The sequence below is a fragment of the Saliphagus infecundisoli genome, from assembly GCF_020177375.1.
In the GTDB taxonomy this organism is placed as follows: domain Archaea; phylum Halobacteriota; class Halobacteria; order Halobacteriales; family Natrialbaceae; genus Saliphagus; species Saliphagus infecundisoli.
The window spans coordinates 33,824-54,230 of sequence record NZ_JAIWHV010000002.1 but is presented as its reverse complement, the minus strand read 5'-3'; the positions used below and the strand labels follow the sequence as shown (position 1 = coordinate 54,230).

Genomic DNA, 20,407 nt, shown 5'->3' with positions numbered 1-20,407 from the left:
CCACCCCGCCCTACCGCTCGCCTTTCGGCTCGCGCTTGCGGGTGGGGCTTCCTGTTTCCACGACGTTGTCAGACTGGGTCTGACAGCCCGCCAGACGGAGTCTGGCGAACGCGCTTTGCAGGAACCGAATCGGTTCCCGTAGGGAGCGCAGTCTCCACAGGCGTTGATCCGGGACAGCCCGTCCCTACGTGCTTCAGACCGCGTACCAAGATGTTGTAGGCCGCCTTCCAGTCCCTGTCGGCAGAAAAGCCGCATGACGGACAGGAATGTTCGCGGACCCACAACGGTTTCTTGGTTTCGACGCCGCAGGCCGCACGCTCTTTGGTCGTTCCCCGTGGATCGACAGCGACAAAGTGCGTCCCTTCGCGTTCGTACTTGTATTCGAGCATTCGGAGGAACGTTCCCCACGCCGCTCCGACGCGGTTGCGGCTGTTCGACGGGAGTCCCATCAACCCCTTCGCGTCCAAGTCCTCGACGGCCACGAGGTCGTACTCCTGAGCGTAGTGGTTCGAGAGCTTGTGCAAGAAGTCCCGGCGCTTGTTCTTCAAGTCCGCGTGGCGCTTGGCGACTGTCTTGCGCTGGTTCTCCCAGTTGTTCGACCCGTGTTCTTTCCGCGAGAGGTCGCGTTGGGCGCGTTCCAACCGTTCGCGTTCGTCCGAGAGGTCGAGTGAGCATACGGAACGTGGGCCTGCGAGTTTGCTACTGAACATGTTTGAGAACCGTGCGGCGTTGACGAGACGCATTGCGTCTCATTCGCACACCAGACATCTTCGATTTCTGGGGACGCTGTATCCCCTCCCTACTCGCTTGTGCTTCCGACAGCGTGTCGGAAGCCCTGGACTCCTTGAGGAAGGGGCATTAGCGCCTTGGTTCAGGCAAGAGCTCTTCGGGGTCGAACACGGGAAGCGGGGAAGAGCGGCGTTACAGTTCGAAGCCGGTGCGCTCGAGGATCGCCGCGACGTTCGCGCCGAGCCACTCGACGCGCTGGTCGAGGTCGGTGCCGTGGCGGGTGGCCTCGATCAGGAAGCCGGGGACGCCCAGATCGCCGCCGACCTTGTGGATGAGCCGGGGGCGGATCCCGGTCATCGTGTTGCCGACGGTGTAGGCGTAGCTCGGCGCCCACGTACCCTCGAAGTGGGCGGCGTTGACCGTGTTCCGGACCCCGCTTGCGACCGGCCGGCCGGCCGGCGTCGGGAAGATCGCCTGGCCGACCCCGGAGGGGCCGCCGGCGCCGTAGATGCCCCGGGAGGTGTGGAGGTCGATGACGACGTCGGCGTCGTAGTCGGTGATGACCCCCCAGATCGCCCGCGCGTGGGCGCTCGTGGGCTCCCTGCCGGTCGGGAAGTCCTGGTTCAGGTCGCCGGCGGGGCTGACGTAGGTTCCCTGGGCCGCCGCGACCGCGTTCGATTCGGGGATGACGACGAGGCGTCCGGACTGGAGTTCCCACCCGGCGATCTCGCGGGCGGCCTCCATGCCGGCGTACTCGTTGCCGTGGACGCCGCCGGTGACGACCGCGGTCGGGCCCGCCTCGGGGGCGTCGACGACGTGGACAGGCGTCTCGTAGGGGGTTCCCCCCATGATCGTGAAGCGATCGTGACCGTGGCCGCTTCCGGTCTCGACTTCCTCCTCGTCCTCGCTTCGCTCGACTTCCTCCTCTTCGTCCTCGTCTATGGTTTCAATCTCCTCGGTGGGACAGGCCTCGCCCGCGGCGGCGGCGTTGCCGGCCGCCGAGAGCCCGGCCACCGCGCCGACGGCGACGCCGGCGGTGCGTCCGAGGAAGGATCGTCTCGAGTTCGATGCGTCGGTTCGTCCGTCGGTCGTGTCGTCAGCCTCTGTCATGTCTCCTCATCTCTCGCCCGGTTAAGGCGACGTTTCCGCGCCCGCAGAACGGGTTGCAAGCAACAATATTATCATACCATATATGTCTGACGATACGTCCACCCGATATGGCGTGTAAAAATGTGAAGAACGGAACAGAAACGGGCAACGATTTAGTTCGGGCCCGACAGCCTTCTCTCATGCCACATGACGTCCTGATCAGCGACACCAAGTCCGCGGTCGTCGACGACGAGCTCCAGGGGGAGGTCCTCGCCGACTACGACGCGACCGTCCGGTCGACGATCACCGAGACCGAGGACGAACTGCTTGCCGAACTCGACGGCGCCGAGGGGCTGATCGTCGACGCCGGCGTCCCGGTGACCCGCGAGGTTCTCGAACGCGCCGAGGCCCTCGAGGTCGTCGGCCGCGCGGGGATCGGCGTCGACAACGTCGATCTGGAGGCCGCTCGAGAGGAAGGGATCACCGTCGTCAACCACCCCACCTACTCTCTGGATGAGGTCGCGACTCACGCGCTGTCCCTGCTGCTCGCCTCGCTGCGTCGGCTTCCCGTCTACGACCGCTCGACCCGGTCGGGGGAGTGGGAGTGGTCCGCGGGCGCGCCGATCCCCCGCCTCCAGGGCTCGACGATCGGCCTGCTCGGCTTCGGAAAGATCCCCAAGCGGCTGGCGACGATGATCGGGGGATTCGGCTGTGAGGTGCTCGCTGCGGACCCCCACCTCGCGGACGACGAAATAAAGCTCCACAACGTCGAACCCGTCGAGTTCGACGACCTCCTCTCTCGGGCCGACCTCCTCTCGATCCACACGCCGCTGACCGAGGAAACCGAGGGCATGCTCGGCGAAGACGAGTTCGAGAGGCTGTCGGACGAGGCAGTCGTCGTCAACACCGCCCGCGGACCCGTGATCGATACCGACGCGCTCGTGGCCGCACTCGAGACCGACGAGATCGGTTTCGCCGGCCTCGACGTCACCGAGCCCGAGCCCCTCCCTGACGACCACGCGCTGTACGACCTCGAGAACGCCGTCGTCACGCCCCACGTCGGCTGGTACTCCGAGGACTCCCGGGCACAGCTCAGCCGCGAGATCGCCGCCGACGTCGGCCGCGTGCTCGCGGGCGAGGAGCCCGAACACGAGGTCGACGCCGACTCGCCGTGGGTCTGATTACGCCGCCGTGTCGCTGCTCAGGTCGGCGTCGACCCGGAGCTCGGAGTCGGTGACGGTGACGACGTTGTCGGCGGGGACCGCGATGTCGTCCTCGCCGGCGTCGCCCATGCCCAGACTCTGGATCCAGGCGTTGGCCAGGCCGGGGTCGGGATCGACGTAGGCGACCTGCTCTACGGGATCGACCTCGGTGACGATCCCGATCTGTTCGCCCCGGACGTCCATCAGGAACTTCCCCTCGTCCTCCGTCGACAGTACGGACATGACACCGCATCGTACAGTTCACCGTGCTAAATACGTTCCGGAGACCGGACGGGATCCCTGGAATTATGACCCCCGCCCCCCTCGTCGGCGACAGTGCGGCTCGTACAGCTGATGGTTCCGACCGGGGCCCGCGAGACGATCCTCGGAGTGCTCGACGACGAGGAGGTCGACTACGCCGTGACTGACGAGACCAGCGGTCGGGAGTACACGGCGGTCGTCTACTTCCCGCTGCCCTCCCAGGCCGTCGAGCCCGTCCTCGACTCGCTCCAGGAAGCGGGGATCGAGGACGACGCCTACACGGTCGTCGTCGACGCCGAGACCGTCATCGCACGGAAGTTCGACGCCCTCCAGGACCGCTACGAGAACGGCGACGTCGAGGACGACCGGATCTCCCGCCAGGAGCTCCGGACCGAAGCCGAGGAGCTGACGCCGTCGTTCCCGGTCTACGTGGTGATGACGGTGATCAGCGCGCTCGTGGCGACGGCCGGCTTGCTTCTGGACTCGCCGGCGGTCGTCGTCGGCTCGATGGTGATCGCGCCCCTGATCGGTCCCGCCCTGGGCGCCAGCATCGGGACCGTCATCGACGAACCCGAACTGCTGATCGACGGGGCGAAGTACCAGGCCCTCGGTGTCGTCCTCGCGATCGGGTCCGCGGCGGCGATGGCGTGGTTCGTCCGGGTCACACACGTCGTCCCGCCCGGGATGGACATCGCCGAGGTCGGCGAGATCTCCGAACGGCTCGCGCCGGACCTGCTCTCGCTGGTGATCGCGCTGGGTGCCGGCGTCGCGGGCGTGTTGAGCGTCTCGACGGGGGTCTCCGTCGCCCTCGTCGGCGTCATGATCGCCGCCGCCCTCATCCCGCCGGCGGCGGCCGCGGGTATCTCGCTGGCGTTCGGCCATCCCGGCGCAGCTCTGGGCTCGACCGTCCTCGTCTTCGTCAACGTGCTCTCGGTGAACCTGGCCGGGCTGGTCACCCTCTGGTACACCGGCTACCGCCCCGAAAGCCTCTTTGCCGTCGAGCCGACCCAAAAGCGGGTCCGCCGGGAGATCGCCGGCCTCGCGCTGATCGTCCTCGTCTTCTCCGCGTTTCTGGGCGGGATCACCTACAGCTCCTTCCAGACCGGTAGCTTCGAACAGGACGCCCGCGACGAGGTCGAACTCGCCTTAGACGAGGAGTACGAGGAACTCCAGTTGATCGAGCTCGAGGTCTCCCTCGGCGACGACTACCCGTTCCGGGACCCCCAGCGGGTGGTCGTGACCGTCGGCGGCCCCCCCGGAGAGAGCTATCCGGAACTCGCCGACCTGCTCCACGAGCGGATCAACAGCCACGCCGACGGCTCGGTCGCGGTCGAGGTGCGCTACGTCGAGGTCGTCGAGAACTAACGAGAGGGGAGTTCGGGCTCGTAGTCGATCGCCGCGACCGCCGCCTCGAGGACCTCCTCGACGCCCTCGCCGGTCTCGACGCTCATGTAGCGGTCGGCCTCGACCGCCCGCGAGCGGTCGGCCTTGTTACAAATCGTGAGCACCGGCGCGTCCTCGAACCGGGCCTCGATCGCGTCCCGGAGCTCGAGCTGGTCGGCGAGGGGATAGCCACACGCCTCGCTGGGATCGACGAGGACGAGCACGCAGTCGGCGACGTGTTCGACGGCGCTTGCGGCCTGGGATTCGATCTCGTTTCGTTCCTCGGCCGGGCGATCCAGGAGTCCCGGCGTGTCGACGAGCTGGTAGCGGACGTGGTCACGCTCTAAGTGGCCGACACCGATCCCGGTCGTCGTGAAGGGATAGCTCGCGGTCTCGCCTCTGGCGTTCGTGACGCCGTTGACGAACGAGGACTTGCCGACGTTGGGGTAGCCCGCGACGACGATGGTCGGCTCCTCGGGGTCGATCTCGGGGAGGTCCCGGAGGGCGTTTCTGGCCTCGTTGATCGCCAGGAGGTCCTCCTCGACCTGCTCGACGATGTCGGCCAGCCGGGCGAATGCCTGTTTGCGGTGTTTCCGGGCGGTGTCGACGTCGGTCTTCCGCAGTTTCGACTGGTACTCCCCGTGGATCTCGCGGGCCTTTCGGCTCGCCCACATCACCTCTGAGAGGCTCTGGCGGAGGTCGTCGACGCCGTCGGCGTTCGCTTCGCCCTCTCCGGCGAGGATCGCGTCGGCGAGCTCGTAGTAGAAGGGGTGGACCTCGCCCTCGTACTCGAAGTCGGGCCAGGCGGTGACGACGTTCGCGAGGTTGTCCGACGTGATGTTCGCTGCCGTCTGGAGCATCGACTGCTGGGCCTCCACGCCCCCCTTGGCCCGTCCCGCGCGTGCGGCCCGGGAGAAGGCCTTGTCGATCAGCTCCTCCGACGTGGGCGTCGTCGGAAGGTTCTCGAAAATCATACCCCGAGTACGCGAGCGGGTCATAAAAGGGCGTCCGTTACGTGCCGACTTCTTTTGCCCGTCGGGCGCCTCGATGGAGTATGACAAACTGGCGTGCGGTCGTCGTCGGCTTCGTCGTCACGACAGTGATCGGGATCGTCGGGCTCGCCATCCCCGGACTCGGACAGCTCACCGCGGGTCTGGTCGGCGGGTTCGTCGCGGGCTATATGGCCCGCGGCGGGCTCGCAAGCGGTTTCTGGCACGGCCTGCTCGCGGGCGCCCTCGGCGGGCTGATCGGCGGCCTGCTGATCTGGGTCGCCGTGAGCCTGCTCGGGCTCGCGCTCGGGCCCGTCGGCGGCGCGGTCGGCACCGCCGCCGGCGCCGGAATATTCGTCGTCGCGGTCGTCGTTGCCCTCGTCATGGCCCTCGAGAGTGCGATCGCCGGTGCGGTGGGCGCGGCCCTCTCGACCTGACGCGGTGACGAGAGTGTCGTACAACGGTTCACACACTCCGTCCGCCACTACTCAGTATCGCGCAGTAGAGGAGAATGAGAGATCGATTATGACACCCTAACGGCGACGACTACTTCCCGCCGTCGTGCCAAGACGTGACGATGGTTCGAGGGCGTCTCGAGCGCGCGTTCGCGAGCGTCCAGCCCCCGCCCCGGCTCGTCGACTGGTCGCTTCTCGTCTGCGTCTCATTCGAAGCGGGGACGGGACTGCTCTCGTTTACCGTCGGCACGCCCGACCGCTGGTACGTCCGATGGCACGGCCCGTGTGCCTCAAGTGGGACAGCCACGACTGGCTGGAGTCACCACGCTCTCCCCGTCCCAACGAGGAGCACACGAACCCGCAAGTTGCCTCCGTGGACTCGGCATAGCCGAGACTCCCAGCGCGAGGAAACCCCGGCGTGAACGCCGGGGAGGATGTCATTGGACCCTGCTGTCGGTCCACGTCGGCTTCGGCCTTGCCCTGGTTCCGCTCGTGGTCGCCCACCTCGCAACGCGGTTTCGACTTCCCCGGCGAAGGACTTCCGCGAACGCCGGATCGCACTCGAGTTCGCCGGCCTGTTCGTCGGCGGCGCGGTGGTCTACCGGCTCCAGGAGACGGCAAACGCCGTTCTCGGAACTGGCGGCGACGAGCGCCGCTTTACGGGCTCTCGACCCGCCGACGGCGAGGGCAACGGGAGTTTTCCGGTCACCTCGTGGGTCGCCGACGACCCCGATCCGATCGATCCCGAGGCCTGGAGCCTCGCCGTGTCCGGTCTCGTCGCCGACCCTCTCGAGCTCGAGTCGGTCGAGCCCGACGCGACCCGGCACGCGCTCCTCGACTGTACGAGCGGCTGGTACACCGTCCAGGAGTGGCAGGGGGTCCGCGTCGGCGACCTGCTCGATGACGCGGGGGCGCTCGAGGGGGCCTCCCACGTCCGGTTCGTCTCGGTCACCGGCTATCGCTGGACGCTCCCGATCGGGGAGGCCCGCGACGCCCTGCTCGCGACCCGCGTCGGCGGCGAGGCCCTGAGCCACGGCCACGGCGCGCCCGTCCGGCTCGTCGCACCCGGCCGACGGGGGTTCCAGTGGGTCAAGTGGGTCGTCCGCGTCGAGGTCCGCGACCGCGAGGACCCGGCCCAGTGGCTCGTCACGCTGATCAGCGGCTTCGATTCCTGACCCTAACGCCGAGCCTCGAGTTCGGCCTCCAGCGCCTCGAGATCCATCCCCTTCATCGCCAGCAGGACGAGCAGGTGGTAGACGATGTCGGCGGACTCGGCGGCGATCTCGCCCTCGTCGTCGTCTTTGGCCGCGAGGACGAGTTCGGTGGTCTCCTCGCCGAGCTTCTCGAGGACGGCGTTCTCGCCTTTCTCGTGGGTCAGCAGCGAGGCGGTGTAGGAGTCATCGGGAAGGGTCTCTCGTCGGTCCTCGATGACCGCGAACAGCTCCTCGATCGTCCGGTCCATCTACGGCTCACCCGCTCCTGCTCCCGCGGGTCCGCCCTGAACGTCCCGGATGTCGTCGAGTTCGTCGAACTTCTCTCTGTCCTCCCGGCCGCTCTCGAAGACCGGCTCGGCGACCTCGATCGGCGCGTTCGTCCGGGCGGCAAGCGCCATCGAGTCGCTGGGGCGGGCGTCGATCACCACCGAGTCCCGCGGCGTGTCGACGTGGAGGTCGGCGATGTAGGTCCCGCCCTCCTCGCCCTCCTTGATCTCGCTGACGACGATCCGGTCGATCCGGCCGCCCATCTCCTCCATTACGTCCAGAAGGAGGTCGTGGGTCAGCGGCCGGCCGATGTCCTCGGCCTCCAACCCCCGGGCGATGCTCGTCGCCTCCTCGGGACCGATGAAGATGGGGACCACGTCCTCCTCGCCGTCGACCGCGAGGACGAGCACCGGAACCGGCCCCTGGGGGGTCCCGGCGACCCGGACGGCGTCGATTGATGCGTTCATACGGCGACCGACGGGGGCGAGGGGGAAAAACCCTCCCTACGACTCGAAGAAGGCGAGCGCGTGGAGCCGTGGATCGCCCGTGAGTTCGGGGTGGAAGGCGGTGGCGACGATCGGCCCCTGGCGGACGGCGACGGGCCGGCCGTCCCACCGCGCCAGGGTCTCGGGCCCGCCGGCGTCTCCGTCGCCCTCGCCATCCGTTTCACCCTCGCCGATCGCGGGCGCACGGATGAACACCGCGGGGAACGACTCGTCGAGCCCGGCAACGTCGAGATCGGCCTCGAAGCTGTCGCGCTGGCGGCCGAAGGCGTTGCGTTCGACGCGGACGTCGAGGAGGTCGAGGGTCTCGACGCGCGGGTCGGCGGCGTCCCGCGAGGCGACGATCAGGCCGGCACAGGTCGCGAGCAACGGTTTCCCGGCCTCGACGTGGGCCCGGATCTCGGGGGCGATGCCCGCCTCGTGGATCAGCCGCGAGATGGTCGTCGACTCCCCGCCGGGAAGGGCGAGGAGATCGCAGTCGGGGACGGTCCCCGACCCGCGGATCTCGTGGACCGTCACGTCGACCCCGTTTGCCGCTCCCGCGCGCTCGATCGCGCGGACGTGCTCCGCGACGTTGCCCTGGACGGCGACGACGCCGGCGGTCGGGGTCATGGTCCGGGTACGGATCGGGACGTCAAAAGCGTCGCGTCACGGCTTCCCGGGGTCGCCCGCCTCCGACTCGGCGACGATTCGGAGCCGGATGCCGTCGGGATCGACGACCTCGAACCCGTCCCCGCGGGTCGAGGTCGCGGCGCCGGCGGCGTCGAGACGGCGTCGAACCCCCTCGACGGCGCCGTCCGGGACGACCAGTTCGAACCACGCGAGGCCGCGGGCACCGCTTTCGGCCGGCCCCGACCGGCCGTTCCAGGCGTTCAGCCCCAGATGGTGGTGGTAGTCGCCGGCGGCGAGAAACACCGCCGACGGGGAGGAGTCCACGACCGAAAACCCCAGCGTCTCCGCGTAGAACTCCCGGGCTCGGTCGATCGCGGTCACCTCGAGGTGGACGTGGCCCAGCCGGGTTCTGGCCGGAACCCGGTCGGACGCCTCTCCGTCGGCGTCGGCGGCGAGCGCCTCGACGTCGAGGGGCCAGGAGCCGATCCGGATCCCGTCGTCGTCGCGGGGCCACTCCTCGCGGGGACGGTCCCGGTAGAGTTCGACGCCGTTTCCCTCGGGATCCCGGCAGTACAGCGCCTCGCTGACGCCGTGGTCGGACGCCCCGGAGAGCGCGCCCCGGTCGCGGATCCGGGCGAGCGCGTCGCCGAGTGCCGCCCGATCGGGGAGCACGAACGCGTTGTGAAAGAGGCCGGCGGCCGCCCGCGGGCGCGGTCGAGCGTCCGCGTCGTGGCGCACCTCCAGCAGCGGCGTCCCGCCGGCGCCGAGTACTGTGGGCTCGCGGGCGAGAACGTCGAAGCCGATCACGTCGCGGTAGAACGCTATCGTCGACGCCTCGTCGGCGACGGTCAGGACGCTCCGGCCCGGACGGGTCGATTCCGGAAGCCGTCCGTCGGCGTCGGTCATACGGAGGGTACGTCGGGGAACGACATATGGGCGACGGCCGCAGTAGGTCCGGTGCTCCGACGGGACGAAACCGGCGCGGAAGCCGGCCGGATCAGGAGACGAACGTCAGAAGCTGGACGAGCAGACCGATCAGGACGCCGAAGGCGATCACCGATTTGGGGTCGATCCGGATCGCGTTCGAGTCCTCGCTGTCGAAGTAGCGGACGAGTCCGGCACTGGACATCAGTCCGCCGCTGTTCTGTCCTCTGTCCATACCGTCCCTACCGGCCGTGCTCCACTAAACCTTTCGCAACGGTCTCACGCCGGTGGGAAACCCTTATGCGCGACGCGTGGGAAGTAGCGATGCACTGCATGACCGTTACGCTCAAGGACTTCTACGCGGACTGGTGTGGCCCCTGCAAGACCCAGGACCCGATCCTCGAGGAGCTAGAGGAAGACTGGGACGGCCGGTTCGAAGTCGAGAAGGTAAACGTCGACGAGAAACAGGACGTCGCGAACGAGTACCAGGTCCGGTCGCTGCCGACGCTGATCATCGAGAACGACGACGGCGTCGTCGAGCGCTTCGTCGGCGTCACCCAGCGAGAGAACATCGAGGACGCCCTCGAGTCGGCCGGCGCCTAACTCCTCGCGGCCGGTTCCTCCGTTCGCCTCATTTCGAGGAGCTACGGCGCTTCGTCGTCCTCGGGGTTCATCGAGGCACCCAGACCGCCGTCGTAGGCGTCGCGTTCGTCGATCTCACGGATGCGCTGGTCGAGGCGGTTCTCGAGTTCCTCGCGGCGCCCCGTGTCGACCGCGGGATCCCCGCGGACCGCCTCGAGGTCGCCCTTCGCCTCCCGGAGCACCTCGATCGCCTCCGCCGCCTCGAGGTCAGTGGCCCGATCCAGGTCCGCCTCGATCGAGTCGAGGTCGACGTCCTCGGCGCCGTCGCCCTCGTCGCTGACGGAGTCGTCCATACGGAGGCTACCGCGGCCACCGCCATCAACCCTCGGCCCCGAAGATCCGGTCCCGAACGGTGACCACAAACCCTCCGGACGCGTTCCCCCTCTCATGGCTGCCGTCATCGCTCACCGCGGGTTCGCCGGGAGCGCGCCCGAGAACACCGTCGCCGCCCTCGCGGGCGCGATCGAGGCCGGCGCCGATGCGGTCGAACTCGACGTCCGGCCCGCCGCCTGCGGGACGCCAGTCGTCTTCCACGACGACCGCCTCGAGGGCGACGAGCCCCGCGACGGCCGTCCGCTGACAGATCGCGAGGGGCTCGTTTGCGACCAGCCCCTTGAGAGGATCCGGGGCGCGGAGGTTCTGGAGAGCGGCCGGACCGTCCCCACGCTCGTGGAGGTCCTCGAGGCGCTCCCCTCGACTGCGGGGGTCAACGTCGAACTGAAAAGTCCCGGAACCCCCGATCGGCGACCGGGCGAGGCCCTGTCGGCGGGCGACCGCGGCGAGCGCCGCCGGCTGTGGGCGCCGTTCGTCGAGCGCGTCCTCGCCGACTGCCGTGGGTTCGAGGGCGACCTCCTGTTTTCGTCGTTCTGTGAGGGCGCGCTCGCGGCGCTGCGGGCGGCCGGCGGCGGAGAGGCGGCCGTCCTCCCCGGTCCCGATCTCGAGGCGGGACTGGAGATCGCTCGCCGCTACGACTGCGAGGCGATCCATCCGCCGATCGCCGCGGTCGTCGGAACGCCCTCGGCGGCCGATCCCGGGGTCGATCTCGTCGCCGTCGCCCGCGAGGAGGGGCGGGCGGTAAACGCCTGGGCCGCGACGAGCTGGCTCCAGTTCGACGACCTCGAGCGGGCGGGCGTCGACGGCGTCATCGCGGAGTATCCGGGGCTCGGCGGCTGGAGTTAGCCGTCGGGCTTCCGCGGGGGGAGGTCATCGCTCGCCGGCCCCTCGAGTACCCGCCCGTCGGGGGAAAATCGCGAACCGTGACAGGGACAGTCCCAGCTGTTCTCACCATCGTTCCAGTCGACGAGACAGTCCATGTGGGTACAGACCGCCGACACCGCCCTGAGATCGCCGTCCTCGCTCCGGGAGACGGCGATCGGTTTCGAGCCCCGGCGGACGACCCGGCCCTCACCGGGCTCGATCGGCTCGCCGTCGTCCGCGAGCAGCGCCCGCGCCCAGTCGGTCGCGAACTGACCCGCGCTGTCGGCGCCCTCGGTGAGAACCGTGGGGAGCGACGCCTTCGGTGTCGCCCGGAGCGGGTCGAAGGGCTTGAGCTCTCGAACCTCCTCGCCGTCGATCTCGCGGGCGAGTAACTCCCCGGCGGCGACGCCGGTCGTCATCCCCCAGCCGCCGAAGCCGGTGATCACCGAGATCTCGCTCGCGCCGACGCCAAGCCGACCGATAAACGGGAGGCCGTCGGCGGGGACGTAATCCTGGGTCGACCACCGGTAGTCGATCGATTCGACGGGGAAGTGCTCGCGGGCCCATGCCGCGAGCCGGCGATAGCGCTCCGCCGTCGAGCCGCCCTGACCGGTCTTGTGGTTCTCGCCGCCGACCAACAGGAGGTCGCCCTCGCCGTCGCGGTGGGGCCGGACCGACCGGTAGGGCTCGCCCGCGTCGTAGTACATCCCCTCCGGGTACCTGCCGTCGAGGCGGATCCCCAGGACGTAGGAGCGCTTCGGGTGGAGCCGCGCGAAGTAGCCCGCCCGATCGAGGATCGGCGCGCCGGTCGCGACGACGACCCGGTCGGCGAGGACCGTGTGGGGCTCCCCCGGCCCGTCGCCGTCGGCCCGCGATTCCGGCGAGACGGTCGTCTCGATCCGACACGGCGATCCCGGCTCGATCCCCGTGACTCGAGTGTGTTCGAACAGCTCCGTGCCGCTTCGTCCGGCGAGGCGGTCGGCGAGTTCGAGCAGGTATCGCCGGGGGTGGAAACAGGCCTGGTCGTCGACCCGGACGCCACACGCCGCCCGGTCGAACGGGGGAACGCTGGTGACGAACGACGCGTCGAGGCCGGCCTCGCTCGCGGCCGCGACCTCGCGTTCGATCGCGTCCCGGCCGTCGCCGTAGACGTAGTTCGGGAGCCGCCGGAAGCCGAAGTCGCCGTCCCAGTCGGTGACGCGCTCCTCGACCGTGTCGATCGCGCGCTCGTTGACCGCGGCGTACGTCCGGGCAGTGTCCGGGCCGAACTCGCGGCGCAGGCGGTCGTACTTCAGGCCGTGGTGGCTCGTCAGCTTCGCGGTCGTCTTCCCGGTGATTCCGGCCGCGAGCTCGTCGCGTTCGATGACGGCGACCGCGTGGCCCCGGTCGCGGAGTTCGTGGGCCGTCGAGAGCCCGGCGATGCCGCCGCCGACAACGGCGACCTCGACCCGGACGTCGCTCTCGAGGGGATCGTAGCCCGGCGATCTCGTCGTCGCGAGCCACGGCGAGGTCGGTTCGCCGGAGAGGTCGGCGCGGGCCGGCGGGTCTCTGGCCATGACCCACGCGTACGCCCGGGACGGCCAAAAGTAGCCGGGGCGCCAGCGCCGGGCGGTTGCGTCTTCAGCAAACGGTAGCGAGGAGCCTCCTTCCTCAACGAGCGATCGACGGGAGCGAGTAGGGTGGAGAGGAATCGCGTTGCGAAGCTGGACGAAACCGCAAGGCTTAGGCCGTCTCCGCCCGTTATGTGAGATACTGCCGTCCTCGCACAAGCCGGGGTCGGTAGGAGCCACGAGTAAACTGGCTCCCGTGGTGTGACGGCGTGGCCGTCGCACCCTATACTCGGGAACGACGACCGCGAACGGGTTCGATCCCCGTCCCCAGTGTTGGGGTAGAGTGAGAGAACACCGGGAATTAAATCGGCGGGACAATCCACGGAACGGATCCGGTAGGCGGGTCGCAGCAACAACTCCGACCCGCCGTCCGCCCGTGGACGGTAAGAGGAAGCCGGGCCGCGCCCTTGCATGGGGTCGCGGGGTACAATGTCGTTGCGGTAAAGCCCCGCCCTCAAGGAGTGACCGACCGCCGCAAGGCGGGAGGGAGCGAGTAGGGCGGGGTAGTTTACGAGCGATGTTCTACCGGTGGTGCCTCGCGAACCCGAGCGGCGGTCCCACGCCGACGTCGCCGCCCGCGGGGGCGAGGCGGTCGCCGCGACGGTCGTCTCGCCGGCGCCCGATCACGTCCGGACCGTCGATGCGGTTCCCCACGAGCGGGCCCTCGACGCCCGCCGGGAGCTGTGGCCGCGATCCCTCGGGAGTACGCCGACCGTCCGTACGTCACCGCCTTCGGGGACGTTCTCGACGAGCCGCTGCGCTACTGGTTTCTCCCCGACACGCGACCGCCGCTGTCCGCGCTGATCCGGTCGACGACCCGAACCCTCTACGCCAGGGATCTCGGGGCCGGGGCGGTCGAAGGGAGGCCGATCGCCGGCTGGTCGCTGGCCCGGCTCGCGTTAGACACGGCTTAACATTACCGGAGGGCGGCGCACGTTCGGCGATGAGTTCGACCGTCCGGACCGAGCGCCGAGCCGTCGTCGTTCCCGCGATCTCCGCGCCGAGCTCGGTCGCCTGTCTGCGCTCGCTGGGGGGCCGCGGCGTCCACACGATCGCCGTCTCCGAAGACGAGGGGACGCCGTCGTTTTACTCTGCGTACTGCGACGAGACCGTCGTGGTCCCCTCGCCCCACGAGGACCTGCTCGCCTACAAGGACGCTCTGCTGGAGCTTTCGACCCGCCCCGACGTCGCCACGATCGTCCCCGTCCGCGAGGAGGATGTCTACGTCCTCGCGGCCCACCGTGAGGAGTTCGCCCCCCACGTCGCCACCCCCTGGCCCGACCTCGAGACGCTTTCGCGCGTTCAGGATCGCCGGCGACTGTTCGAGGTCGCGGCCGAGAACGGCGTCGCCTTCCCCGAGACCCGACTCCTCGAGGAGGGAGCCGCGACCGACGGCGGCGGGCGACCCGACGGCGGGGCCGCCGTGGCGGGCGTCCAACAGGGAATCGACTGGGACCGCGAGTGGATCGTCAAACCCCGGTATTCGATCCTTACCGGCGCCTACATCGACGGGCTCGACCCCGCGCGCTGTCTCTCCTCGTGTTCGACGTCGTATCTCTCCTCGGGGCGCCCGCCCGACGCCGCGGCGATCACGGCGGAGATGCACCACGTCCCCCTGCTCCAGGAGTACGTCCCCGGCGACGAGTACGGCTTCTTCGCACTGTACGACGAGGGGGAGGCGGTCGCGACCTTCCAGCACCGCCAGCGCCGGGGCTGGACCTACGCCGGCGGCCCAAGCGCCTACCGCGAGTCCGTCCGGATCCCCGCTTTAGAGGAGGCGGGCCGGACGCTGCTCGACGCCCTCGAGTGGCACGGGCTCGCGATGGTCGAGTTCCTCCGGGACGAGGACGGCGGGTTCAGGTTGATGGAGGTCAACCCCCGCTTCTGGTCGTCGCTGCCGTTTACCGTCCGGGCGGGTGCGGACTTCCCCGCCGACTACTGGCGCCTCGCCCGCGGCGAGGCCGTCTCCCAACCCGACTACGAGGTCGGGATCGGCGGCCACCTGCTCCGGGGGGAACTGCTCTACCTCCGGTCGGTGCTCAGAGACGAGTTCGAACTCGTCGAGAGGCCGTCGTTCCCGGCCGCCCTCCGGGAGGTCGCGGGCTCGATCCTCGCCGCCCCCCGCTTCGACTACCTCGTCGCCGACGACCCCCGCCCCTTCTTCCGGGACCTGTGGAACGCCTACGACCTCTCCCGGTCGTCGGAGCCGCCGGCGGCCACCGAGCCCCCCTCCGCGCGTCAGTAGCCCTCGAGGAACTCGGGGAGGTCGTTGACCGACGCGAGGACGGCCGCCGCGCCCGCGCTCTCGAAGGCCTCTCGGCCCGCCTCGCCGGCCAGCCCGCCGGTGAGGACGCCGATCCCCTCGTAGGTCCTCCCGGAGTCGGCCTCGGTCGCGTTGACCGCGGTCCGGACGTCGTCTAAGGTGTCGCCGACGAACACCGTCCGGTCGGCGCCGAACCGTTCGGCGAGAGCGAGTAGCGCCCGGGGGTGTGGTTTCCCCTCCTCCCAGTCATCCATCGTGAACCGTCGATCCTCGGGGACGGAGAGTCCCGCCCGATCGAGCGCGATCTCGGCCTCGGCGGCCGGTCGGCCCGTGAGGACCCCGACATCGTAGGACGCGAGGGCCTCCAGGGTTTCGGGTTCGAGGATCACCGGCTCGTCGTGAATGAACCCCCGACCCGCGAGGTCGGGATCGGGCTCGCCGCCCTCGAGGCCCCGGTAGAGCTCCTGGCCGAGATACAGTTGCTGGAAGACGTCACGCAGCGCGGCCCGGTCCCACCGGCCTTCGATCCGCCGGAACGCCCGCGCGCCGAGTGACTCCCGGACGACCGATTCGGCGGCCTCGAGTCCGCCGCCCGCCCCGGAAATCCGGTCCGTATAGTCGTCGATCGAGTCGCGATAGCCTTCCTCGGTCGCGAGCACGTAGAGGGCGGCGGCGCTCGCGAGGTCCCAGTCGTTGTTGAACCCGCCCGCGTCCTTGAATTCCTGTATATCGCCTTTCCGGATCGTTCGCCCGTGGCGGGCCTCGACGCTCTCGACGATCGCCCGCCGGTAGGAGTCGGCGACGTCGACGACGACGCCGTCGACGTCGAGGACGACCGCATCGACGGCTGCGTCCGTGGTCATGCCGGGATCGTCGGGGGCGACCACCAAGGGGGTATCGACTCTCGTTCGCCGGCTCCCGCCTCGTGCCCGGACGGTTCGGGACGATTTACGGGTTCGGTCGGGGGAGGTCGATCTTCTCGCCGTCGGCGTACACCGTGGGGTCACGGATAATGCCGTCCAAGTGGATCGGGGCTTCGACGTCGCCGCCGATCCCGGCGTCGTCGCCGAGCGCGATGTGGACCGTGCCCGCCGCCTTCTCGTCTAAGAGGACGCTGCCGACCAGCTCGGTGACCGCGATGTTGGTGCCGATGCCAAGCTCGGCGAGGTTGTAGGCCGCGTCACCGACCGCCTCGGCGGCGTTCTCGACCGTCTCGCGGATCTCGTCGTCCGAGATCGAGGTAACGAGACCGTCCTCGACCTCGAAGGTCAGCTCTCTTCCCTCCAGGCGGTCGTAGGGGCGCATCGTCCCGTCGACGACGTAGCGGCCGTCGGCGGAGACGGGGCTGACGAACACCTCGCCGGCGGGGAGGTTCGAGGAGGAGCCGGGCTCGTGGACGATGCCGGTGTCCGAGAGGAACGAACGGCCCGTGACGTCGAACGCGATGTCGGTGCCCCGCTCGGTCGTGACCCGGATCTCGCTTGCGCCCGCGACCTGCTCGAGGACGGCCTCGCAGTGGCTCGCGATCGACTCGTAGTCGGCGTCCAGTCCCGTGGTGAACACGGACTCGGTGACTCCCGGGAGGGTCGCGACCCGGGCGCCGGCGTCGGTGGCGTTCGTCCGTGCCCGCGTGTGGGTGATGCTCTTGGTCGTCGGCGCGAGGACGACGTCGGCGTCGGCCATCGCCGCCGCCACCGTTTCGGGCGGTTCGCCGCCGTGGGTCTCGCCCGGCGGGTAACGGACGATCACGCTCTCGTCGGTGACCTCGCTCGCCACCTCGTAGAGGGCCTCGCCGATCGGCTCGCGGTCGTCGTCGGTGACGATCACGCACGATTCGCCCGCCTCGACGTTCATGCACTGGCCGATGGCCGTCTCGGCCGCCGCACGGAGATCCGACGGAGACATGCGTGGGACCTCCGGCGGCGTCGGGATAGGTGTTCCCCTCCTCGACGGCGCGGTTGACTTAAAGACGACGCTAGCACGGCGCCGGCCCCTCGCCATGGATCGTGTTATCTCTCCACACACAACCGAGAACGGGGGGCCGCAGTCGGGTGGTTTCTGTTCCTGAAGGATCGCATCTCCGACCGTTTCCGGTGGGCCGGATTAGGTATTTTTATATAGAAGGACAATCAATGAGTCGGCTGACCATGAGCCAGCGAATGCAACAGGGACAGCCGATGATCGTGATGAGCGAGGACTCCCAGCGCGTCAAAGACCAGGACGCCCAGGACTACAACATCAGCGCCGCACGCGCGGTCGCGGAGTCCGTTCGCTCCACGCTCGGCCCGAAGGGGATGGACAAGATGCTCGTCGACTCGATGGGCTCGGTCACCATCACGAACGACGGCGTCACGATCCTTGAGGAGATGGACATCGACAACCCGACGGCCGAGATGATCGTCGAGGTCGCCCAGACCCAGGAGGACGAGGCCGGCGACGGCACGACGACTGCCGTCTCGATCGCGGGGGAACTCCTCAAGAACGCCGAGGACCTGATCGAACAGGACATCCACCCGACGGCGATCATCAAGGGCTTCCACATGGCCAGCGAGCAGGCCCGCGAGGAGATCGGAGACATCGCCGAGGGGATCGACGCCGACGACGAGGAGCTCATCCGCAAGACCGCCGAGACCTCGATGACCGGCAAGGGGGCAGAACAGCACAAAGAACACCTCGCTGAACTCATCGTCGACGCCGTCTCGGCGGTCACCGTCGAGAAAGAAGACGGCGGAAACGTCGTCGATCTCGAGTTCCTCAACATCGAGACCCAGACCGGCCAGTCGGCCGGCGAGAGCGAACTCCTCGAGGGCGGCATCATCGACAAGGACCCGGTCCACGACGACATGCCGACCTCCGTCGAGGACGCGTCGGTCCTCCTGCTCAACGACCCGATCGAGGTCGAGGAGGCCGACGTCGACACCGAAGTCTCGGTCACCGACCCCGACCAGCTCCAGCAGTTCCTCGACCGCGAGGAAGAACAGCTACAGGAGAAGGTCCAGCGGATCGTCGACCTGGACGCCGACGTCGTCTTCTGCCAGAAGGGGATCGACGACCTCGCACAGCATTACCTCGCCAAGGAGGGCATCCTGGCGGTTCGCCGGGCGAAGAAGTCCGACCTCGAGTTCCTCTCGGAGGTCCTCGGTGCAACGATCGTCTCCGATCTCGAGAGCGCGACCGAGGACGTTCTCGGCTCGGGCTCGGTCACCCGCGACGAGGAAGACGAGCTGTTCTACGTTGAGGGCGAGGGCGGCCACGGCGTCACCCTCCTGCTTCGGGGCTCGACCGAGCACGTCGCCGACGAGCTCGAACGCGGCGTCAACGACGCCTTGGAGGTCGTCGCCCAGACGGTCTCCGACGGGCGCGTGCTCGCCGGCGGCGGCGCCGTCGAGGTCGAACTCGCCTCCCGGCTCCGTGACTACGCCGACTCCGTCTCGGGACGCGAACAGCTCGCCGTTGAGGCCTTTGCCGACGCCCTCGAACTCGTCCCGCGCGTGCTCGCCGAGAACGCCGGTCTCGACTCGATCGACACCCTCGTGGACCTGCGTGCGGCCCACGAGGACGGCCAGGTCCGTGCGGGCCTGAACGTCTTCAGCGGCGACGTCGTCGACACCTTCGACGCCGGCGTCGTCGAGCCCGCCCACGCGAAGGATCAGGCCGTCTCGAGTGCCACCGAGGCCGCGAACCTCGTGCTCAAGATCGACGACATCATCTCCGCGGGCGACCTCTCGACAGACAAGGGCGACGACGAGGGCGGTCCCGGCGGCGCACCCGGCGGCATGGGTGGCATGGGCGGTATGGGTGGCATGGGCGGCGCGATGTGAGGTTCGGGAACACCCACACGTCACGACGCACGGCTCGCCCGCCGACGGAATCGCTGCGCTTCACGACCGGCCGATCTCTTTTGCCGACTGGTGACCGATACAGCATGGAGAGACGAGCACCCACGCGACGGCTCCTGCGTTACATCGAGCGTGCGCACTGACCGGCTGCTACCTGCCAACTGAAGTGTAATTCATGTAGTAAAAACTCTACTCGTTCAACCGCCAGTCCTCCTCTAGAATCCCGTAGCAATGGAGGTCAAGATACTGGCCTTCGTGGAAGACATGGTTCCGAAGTGTCCCTTCGTGAACAAACCCAAGTTTGTCGGCCAGGCTACGCGAGGATTGGTTGGAGTCAATGATTCGAGCGATAATTTTGTTGATGGGTAGATGATCGAATCCGTAATCAATCACCAACTGACAGGCCTCGGTCGCTAATCCCTGCCGTTGAGATTCTGGAGCTACATAGCAAGTGAGTTCAGCATTTCCCCAATTCTTGTCAACATCTACGAGCCGAACTCGGCCTAGCGCTGCTTCATCACAGCAGATGAGTAACGCAACTCCTGAGTTCTGTTCCTCAAATCGGTTTTCGACCTCTCGTTTACTCCGAGGCCCGGGAGCGCCGAATCCCTGCCATAGGTCTGGGTTGTTAATCATCTCGTGAAGAAAGTCGATATCCTCCTCTTCGATTGTCCGAAGAGTAACGGACTGTCCACGCAAATATACAGCCCCGGGCATGCCCGGACTTTTTCAGTAGCAGAAGAAATAGATTGGGTCAGTATACGGAAAATGGTGACAACTGTCCCGTGCGAAGACCTCCATCCAAGCCAACTCTACATCAGTGCACGGAAAATGCGCGACGTGATGGAGTGGTTTGACTTTGATGACCCCGCGTACGACGCTCTCCCAGTCTATTATCTCAGTGGAAATCTGACTCTCTTAGACGGTCATACTCGTGGCTTCGTTGCATACCTCAGTGGGGTGGATTCATTACGAATTCAAGAAATAGATGGCTCTGATCTGGAGGAGTTGAATCTTGAGTTGTACCGAGAGTGTTTTGGCTGGTGTCAGGAGGAAGGTGTGACCAGCCTTTCTGACTTCATAGGCCGAGTAGTGAGCCACACGACCTATGAAACGAAATGGATTGATCGATGCCACTCTTCGCCCTTCTACGAATAAGCTGCTTGCTGACAAGAACCGGACAGACCGAGGTTGGTACCGGTATGTGCGTCCCCTGTACGTAACGCGA

Annotated in this window: 23 protein-coding genes and 1 pseudogene; 9 read left to right on the top strand and 15 right to left on the bottom strand. The window is 68.0% G+C overall.

Going from position 1 to position 20,407, the window contains the following annotated elements; translation table 11 throughout:
- Nucleotides 1–68: 68 nt before the first annotated feature.
- Both LCF40_RS05050 and LCF40_RS05045 read right to left on the bottom strand, forming a co-directional pair.
- A pseudogene (locus LCF40_RS05050) lies at nt 69–680 on the bottom strand (RNA-guided endonuclease InsQ/TnpB family protein); the annotation flags it as partial.
- Between the two features lie 241 nt (nt 681–921).
- On the bottom strand, nt 922–1,839 hold the full coding sequence (locus LCF40_RS05045; protein WP_114578903.1) for a M14 family metallopeptidase: 918 nt from the start codon (nt 1,837–1,839) through the stop codon (nt 922–924).
- 179 nt (nt 1,840–2,018) lie between these two features.
- Between LCF40_RS05045 and LCF40_RS05040 the strand changes: the two genes are divergently transcribed.
- Nucleotides 2,019–2,999: a C-terminal binding protein gene (locus LCF40_RS05040; RefSeq protein ID WP_114578902.1), complete on the top strand. Its 981-nt coding sequence runs from the start codon at nt 2,019–2,021 to the stop codon at nt 2,997–2,999.
- Here the strand turns inward: LCF40_RS05040 and LCF40_RS05035 are convergent, their stop codons facing one another.
- Entirely contained in the window at nt 3,000–3,263 is a 264-nt protein-coding gene (locus tag LCF40_RS05035; protein WP_224827626.1) for a hypothetical protein, read from the bottom strand.
- A 93-nt stretch (nt 3,264–3,356) separates the two neighbouring features.
- On the opposite strand from LCF40_RS05035, the gene LCF40_RS05030 reads away from it, so the two are divergent.
- Nucleotides 3,357–4,646 (top strand): TIGR00341 family protein, encoded by a 1,290-nt coding sequence (locus LCF40_RS05030; RefSeq protein WP_224827625.1) that lies wholly within the window; start codon nt 3,357–3,359, stop codon nt 4,644–4,646.
- Here the strand turns inward: LCF40_RS05030 and LCF40_RS05025 are convergent.
- Nucleotides 4,643–5,638: an NOG1 family protein gene (locus LCF40_RS05025; RefSeq protein ID WP_224827624.1), complete on the bottom strand. Its 996-nt coding sequence runs from the start codon at nt 5,636–5,638 to the stop codon at nt 4,643–4,645. The genes LCF40_RS05030 and LCF40_RS05025 overlap by 4 nt on opposite strands.
- 80 nt (nt 5,639–5,718) lie before the next feature.
- Between LCF40_RS05025 and LCF40_RS05020 the strand changes: the two genes are divergently transcribed.
- Together LCF40_RS05020 and LCF40_RS05015 are read left to right on the top strand one after the other, a co-directional pair.
- Complete coding sequence (locus LCF40_RS05020) at nt 5,719–6,090, top strand: DUF5518 domain-containing protein (RefSeq protein ID WP_114578898.1); 372 nt, start codon at nt 5,719–5,721, stop codon at nt 6,088–6,090.
- A gap of 611 nt (nt 6,091–6,701) precedes the next feature.
- Nucleotides 6,702–7,283 carry a molybdopterin-dependent oxidoreductase gene (locus LCF40_RS05015; protein ID WP_224827623.1) on the top strand — a complete coding sequence of 194 codons (582 nt, stop codon included), beginning with the start codon at nt 6,702–6,704 and terminating at the stop codon, nt 7,281–7,283.
- 2 nt (nt 7,284–7,285) lie between these two features.
- On the opposite strand, the gene hisE is transcribed toward LCF40_RS05015, so the two are convergent.
- The 5 genes from hisE to LCF40_RS04990 form a co-directional block, all read right to left on the bottom strand.
- Nucleotides 7,286–7,570 (bottom strand): phosphoribosyl-ATP diphosphatase, encoded by a 285-nt coding sequence (gene hisE, locus LCF40_RS05010; RefSeq protein ID WP_224827622.1) that lies wholly within the window; start codon nt 7,568–7,570, stop codon nt 7,286–7,288.
- On the bottom strand, nt 7,571–8,056 hold the full coding sequence (locus LCF40_RS05005) for a bifunctional nuclease family protein (RefSeq protein ID WP_224827621.1): 486 nt from the start codon (nt 8,054–8,056) through the stop codon (nt 7,571–7,573). It abuts the gene before it with no gap.
- A gap of 36 nt (nt 8,057–8,092) precedes the next feature.
- Complete coding sequence (gene pdxT / locus LCF40_RS05000) at nt 8,093–8,704, bottom strand: pyridoxal 5'-phosphate synthase glutaminase subunit PdxT (protein WP_224827620.1); 612 nt, start codon at nt 8,702–8,704, stop codon at nt 8,093–8,095.
- A 36-nt stretch (nt 8,705–8,740) separates the two neighbouring features.
- A complete protein-coding gene (locus tag LCF40_RS04995) occupies nt 8,741–9,610 on the bottom strand; it encodes a VOC family protein (protein WP_224827619.1) in 870 nt (289 codons plus the stop codon).
- Between the two features lie 91 nt (nt 9,611–9,701).
- The gene (locus LCF40_RS04990; RefSeq protein WP_114578891.1) at nt 9,702–9,863 is read right to left on the bottom strand and encodes a preprotein translocase subunit Sec61beta; all 162 of its coding nucleotides are present in this window, start codon (nt 9,861–9,863) and stop codon (nt 9,702–9,704) included.
- Between the two features lie 98 nt (nt 9,864–9,961).
- Here LCF40_RS04990 and LCF40_RS04985 point away from each other — a divergent pair, with 98 nt between their 5' ends.
- Nucleotides 9,962–10,231 (top strand): thioredoxin family protein, encoded by a 270-nt coding sequence (locus LCF40_RS04985; RefSeq protein WP_232833827.1) that lies wholly within the window; start codon nt 9,962–9,964, stop codon nt 10,229–10,231.
- Between the two features lie 41 nt (nt 10,232–10,272).
- On the opposite strand, the gene LCF40_RS04980 is transcribed toward LCF40_RS04985, so the two are convergent.
- Entirely contained in the window at nt 10,273–10,563 is a 291-nt protein-coding gene (locus LCF40_RS04980; RefSeq protein WP_224827618.1) for a hypothetical protein, read from the bottom strand.
- Between the two features lie 94 nt (nt 10,564–10,657).
- Here LCF40_RS04980 and LCF40_RS04975 point away from each other — a divergent pair, with 94 nt between their 5' ends.
- Nucleotides 10,658–11,449: a glycerophosphodiester phosphodiesterase gene (locus LCF40_RS04975; protein WP_224827617.1), complete on the top strand. Its 792-nt coding sequence runs from the start codon at nt 10,658–10,660 to the stop codon at nt 11,447–11,449.
- On the opposite strand, the gene LCF40_RS04970 is transcribed toward LCF40_RS04975, so the two are convergent.
- Both LCF40_RS04970 and LCF40_RS23115 read right to left on the bottom strand, forming a co-directional pair.
- Complete coding sequence (locus tag LCF40_RS04970; protein WP_224827616.1) at nt 11,446–13,023, bottom strand: FAD-dependent oxidoreductase; 1,578 nt, start codon at nt 13,021–13,023, stop codon at nt 11,446–11,448. The genes LCF40_RS04975 and LCF40_RS04970 overlap by 4 nt on opposite strands.
- A gap of 576 nt (nt 13,024–13,599) precedes the next feature.
- Complete coding sequence (locus tag LCF40_RS23115) at nt 13,600–13,731, bottom strand: hypothetical protein (protein ID WP_263623595.1); 132 nt, start codon at nt 13,729–13,731, stop codon at nt 13,600–13,602.
- A gap of 29 nt (nt 13,732–13,760) precedes the next feature.
- Between LCF40_RS23115 and LCF40_RS04965 the strand changes: the two genes are divergently transcribed.
- Both LCF40_RS04965 and LCF40_RS04960 read left to right on the top strand, forming a co-directional pair.
- Entirely contained in the window at nt 13,761–13,991 is a 231-nt protein-coding gene (locus tag LCF40_RS04965) for a hypothetical protein (RefSeq protein ID WP_224827615.1), read from the top strand.
- A gap of 29 nt (nt 13,992–14,020) precedes the next feature.
- Entirely contained in the window at nt 14,021–15,322 is a 1,302-nt protein-coding gene (locus LCF40_RS04960; protein ID WP_224827614.1) for a carboxylate--amine ligase, read from the top strand.
- Here LCF40_RS04960 and LCF40_RS04955 read toward each other — a convergent pair.
- Both LCF40_RS04955 and LCF40_RS04950 read right to left on the bottom strand, forming a co-directional pair.
- Nucleotides 15,316–16,203: a TIGR01548 family HAD-type hydrolase gene (locus tag LCF40_RS04955; protein ID WP_224827613.1), complete on the bottom strand. Its 888-nt coding sequence runs from the start codon at nt 16,201–16,203 to the stop codon at nt 15,316–15,318. The two genes, LCF40_RS04960 and LCF40_RS04955, sit on opposite strands and share 7 nt — an antisense overlap.
- A gap of 85 nt (nt 16,204–16,288) precedes the next feature.
- Nucleotides 16,289–17,245, bottom strand: a complete 957-nt coding sequence (locus tag LCF40_RS04950) for an aminopeptidase (RefSeq protein WP_224827612.1) — start codon at nt 17,243–17,245, stop codon at nt 16,289–16,291.
- Between the two features lie 254 nt (nt 17,246–17,499).
- Between LCF40_RS04950 and thsB the strand changes: the two genes are divergently transcribed.
- Nucleotides 17,500–19,161: a thermosome subunit beta gene (gene thsB / locus LCF40_RS04945; RefSeq protein ID WP_224827913.1), complete on the top strand. Its 1,662-nt coding sequence runs from the start codon at nt 17,500–17,502 to the stop codon at nt 19,159–19,161.
- A gap of 207 nt (nt 19,162–19,368) precedes the next feature.
- On the opposite strand, the gene LCF40_RS23495 is transcribed toward thsB, so the two are convergent.
- The gene (locus tag LCF40_RS23495; protein WP_224827611.1) at nt 19,369–19,896 is read right to left on the bottom strand and encodes a GNAT family N-acetyltransferase; all 528 of its coding nucleotides are present in this window, start codon (nt 19,894–19,896) and stop codon (nt 19,369–19,371) included.
- Nucleotides 19,897–20,407: the final 511 nt, after the last annotated feature.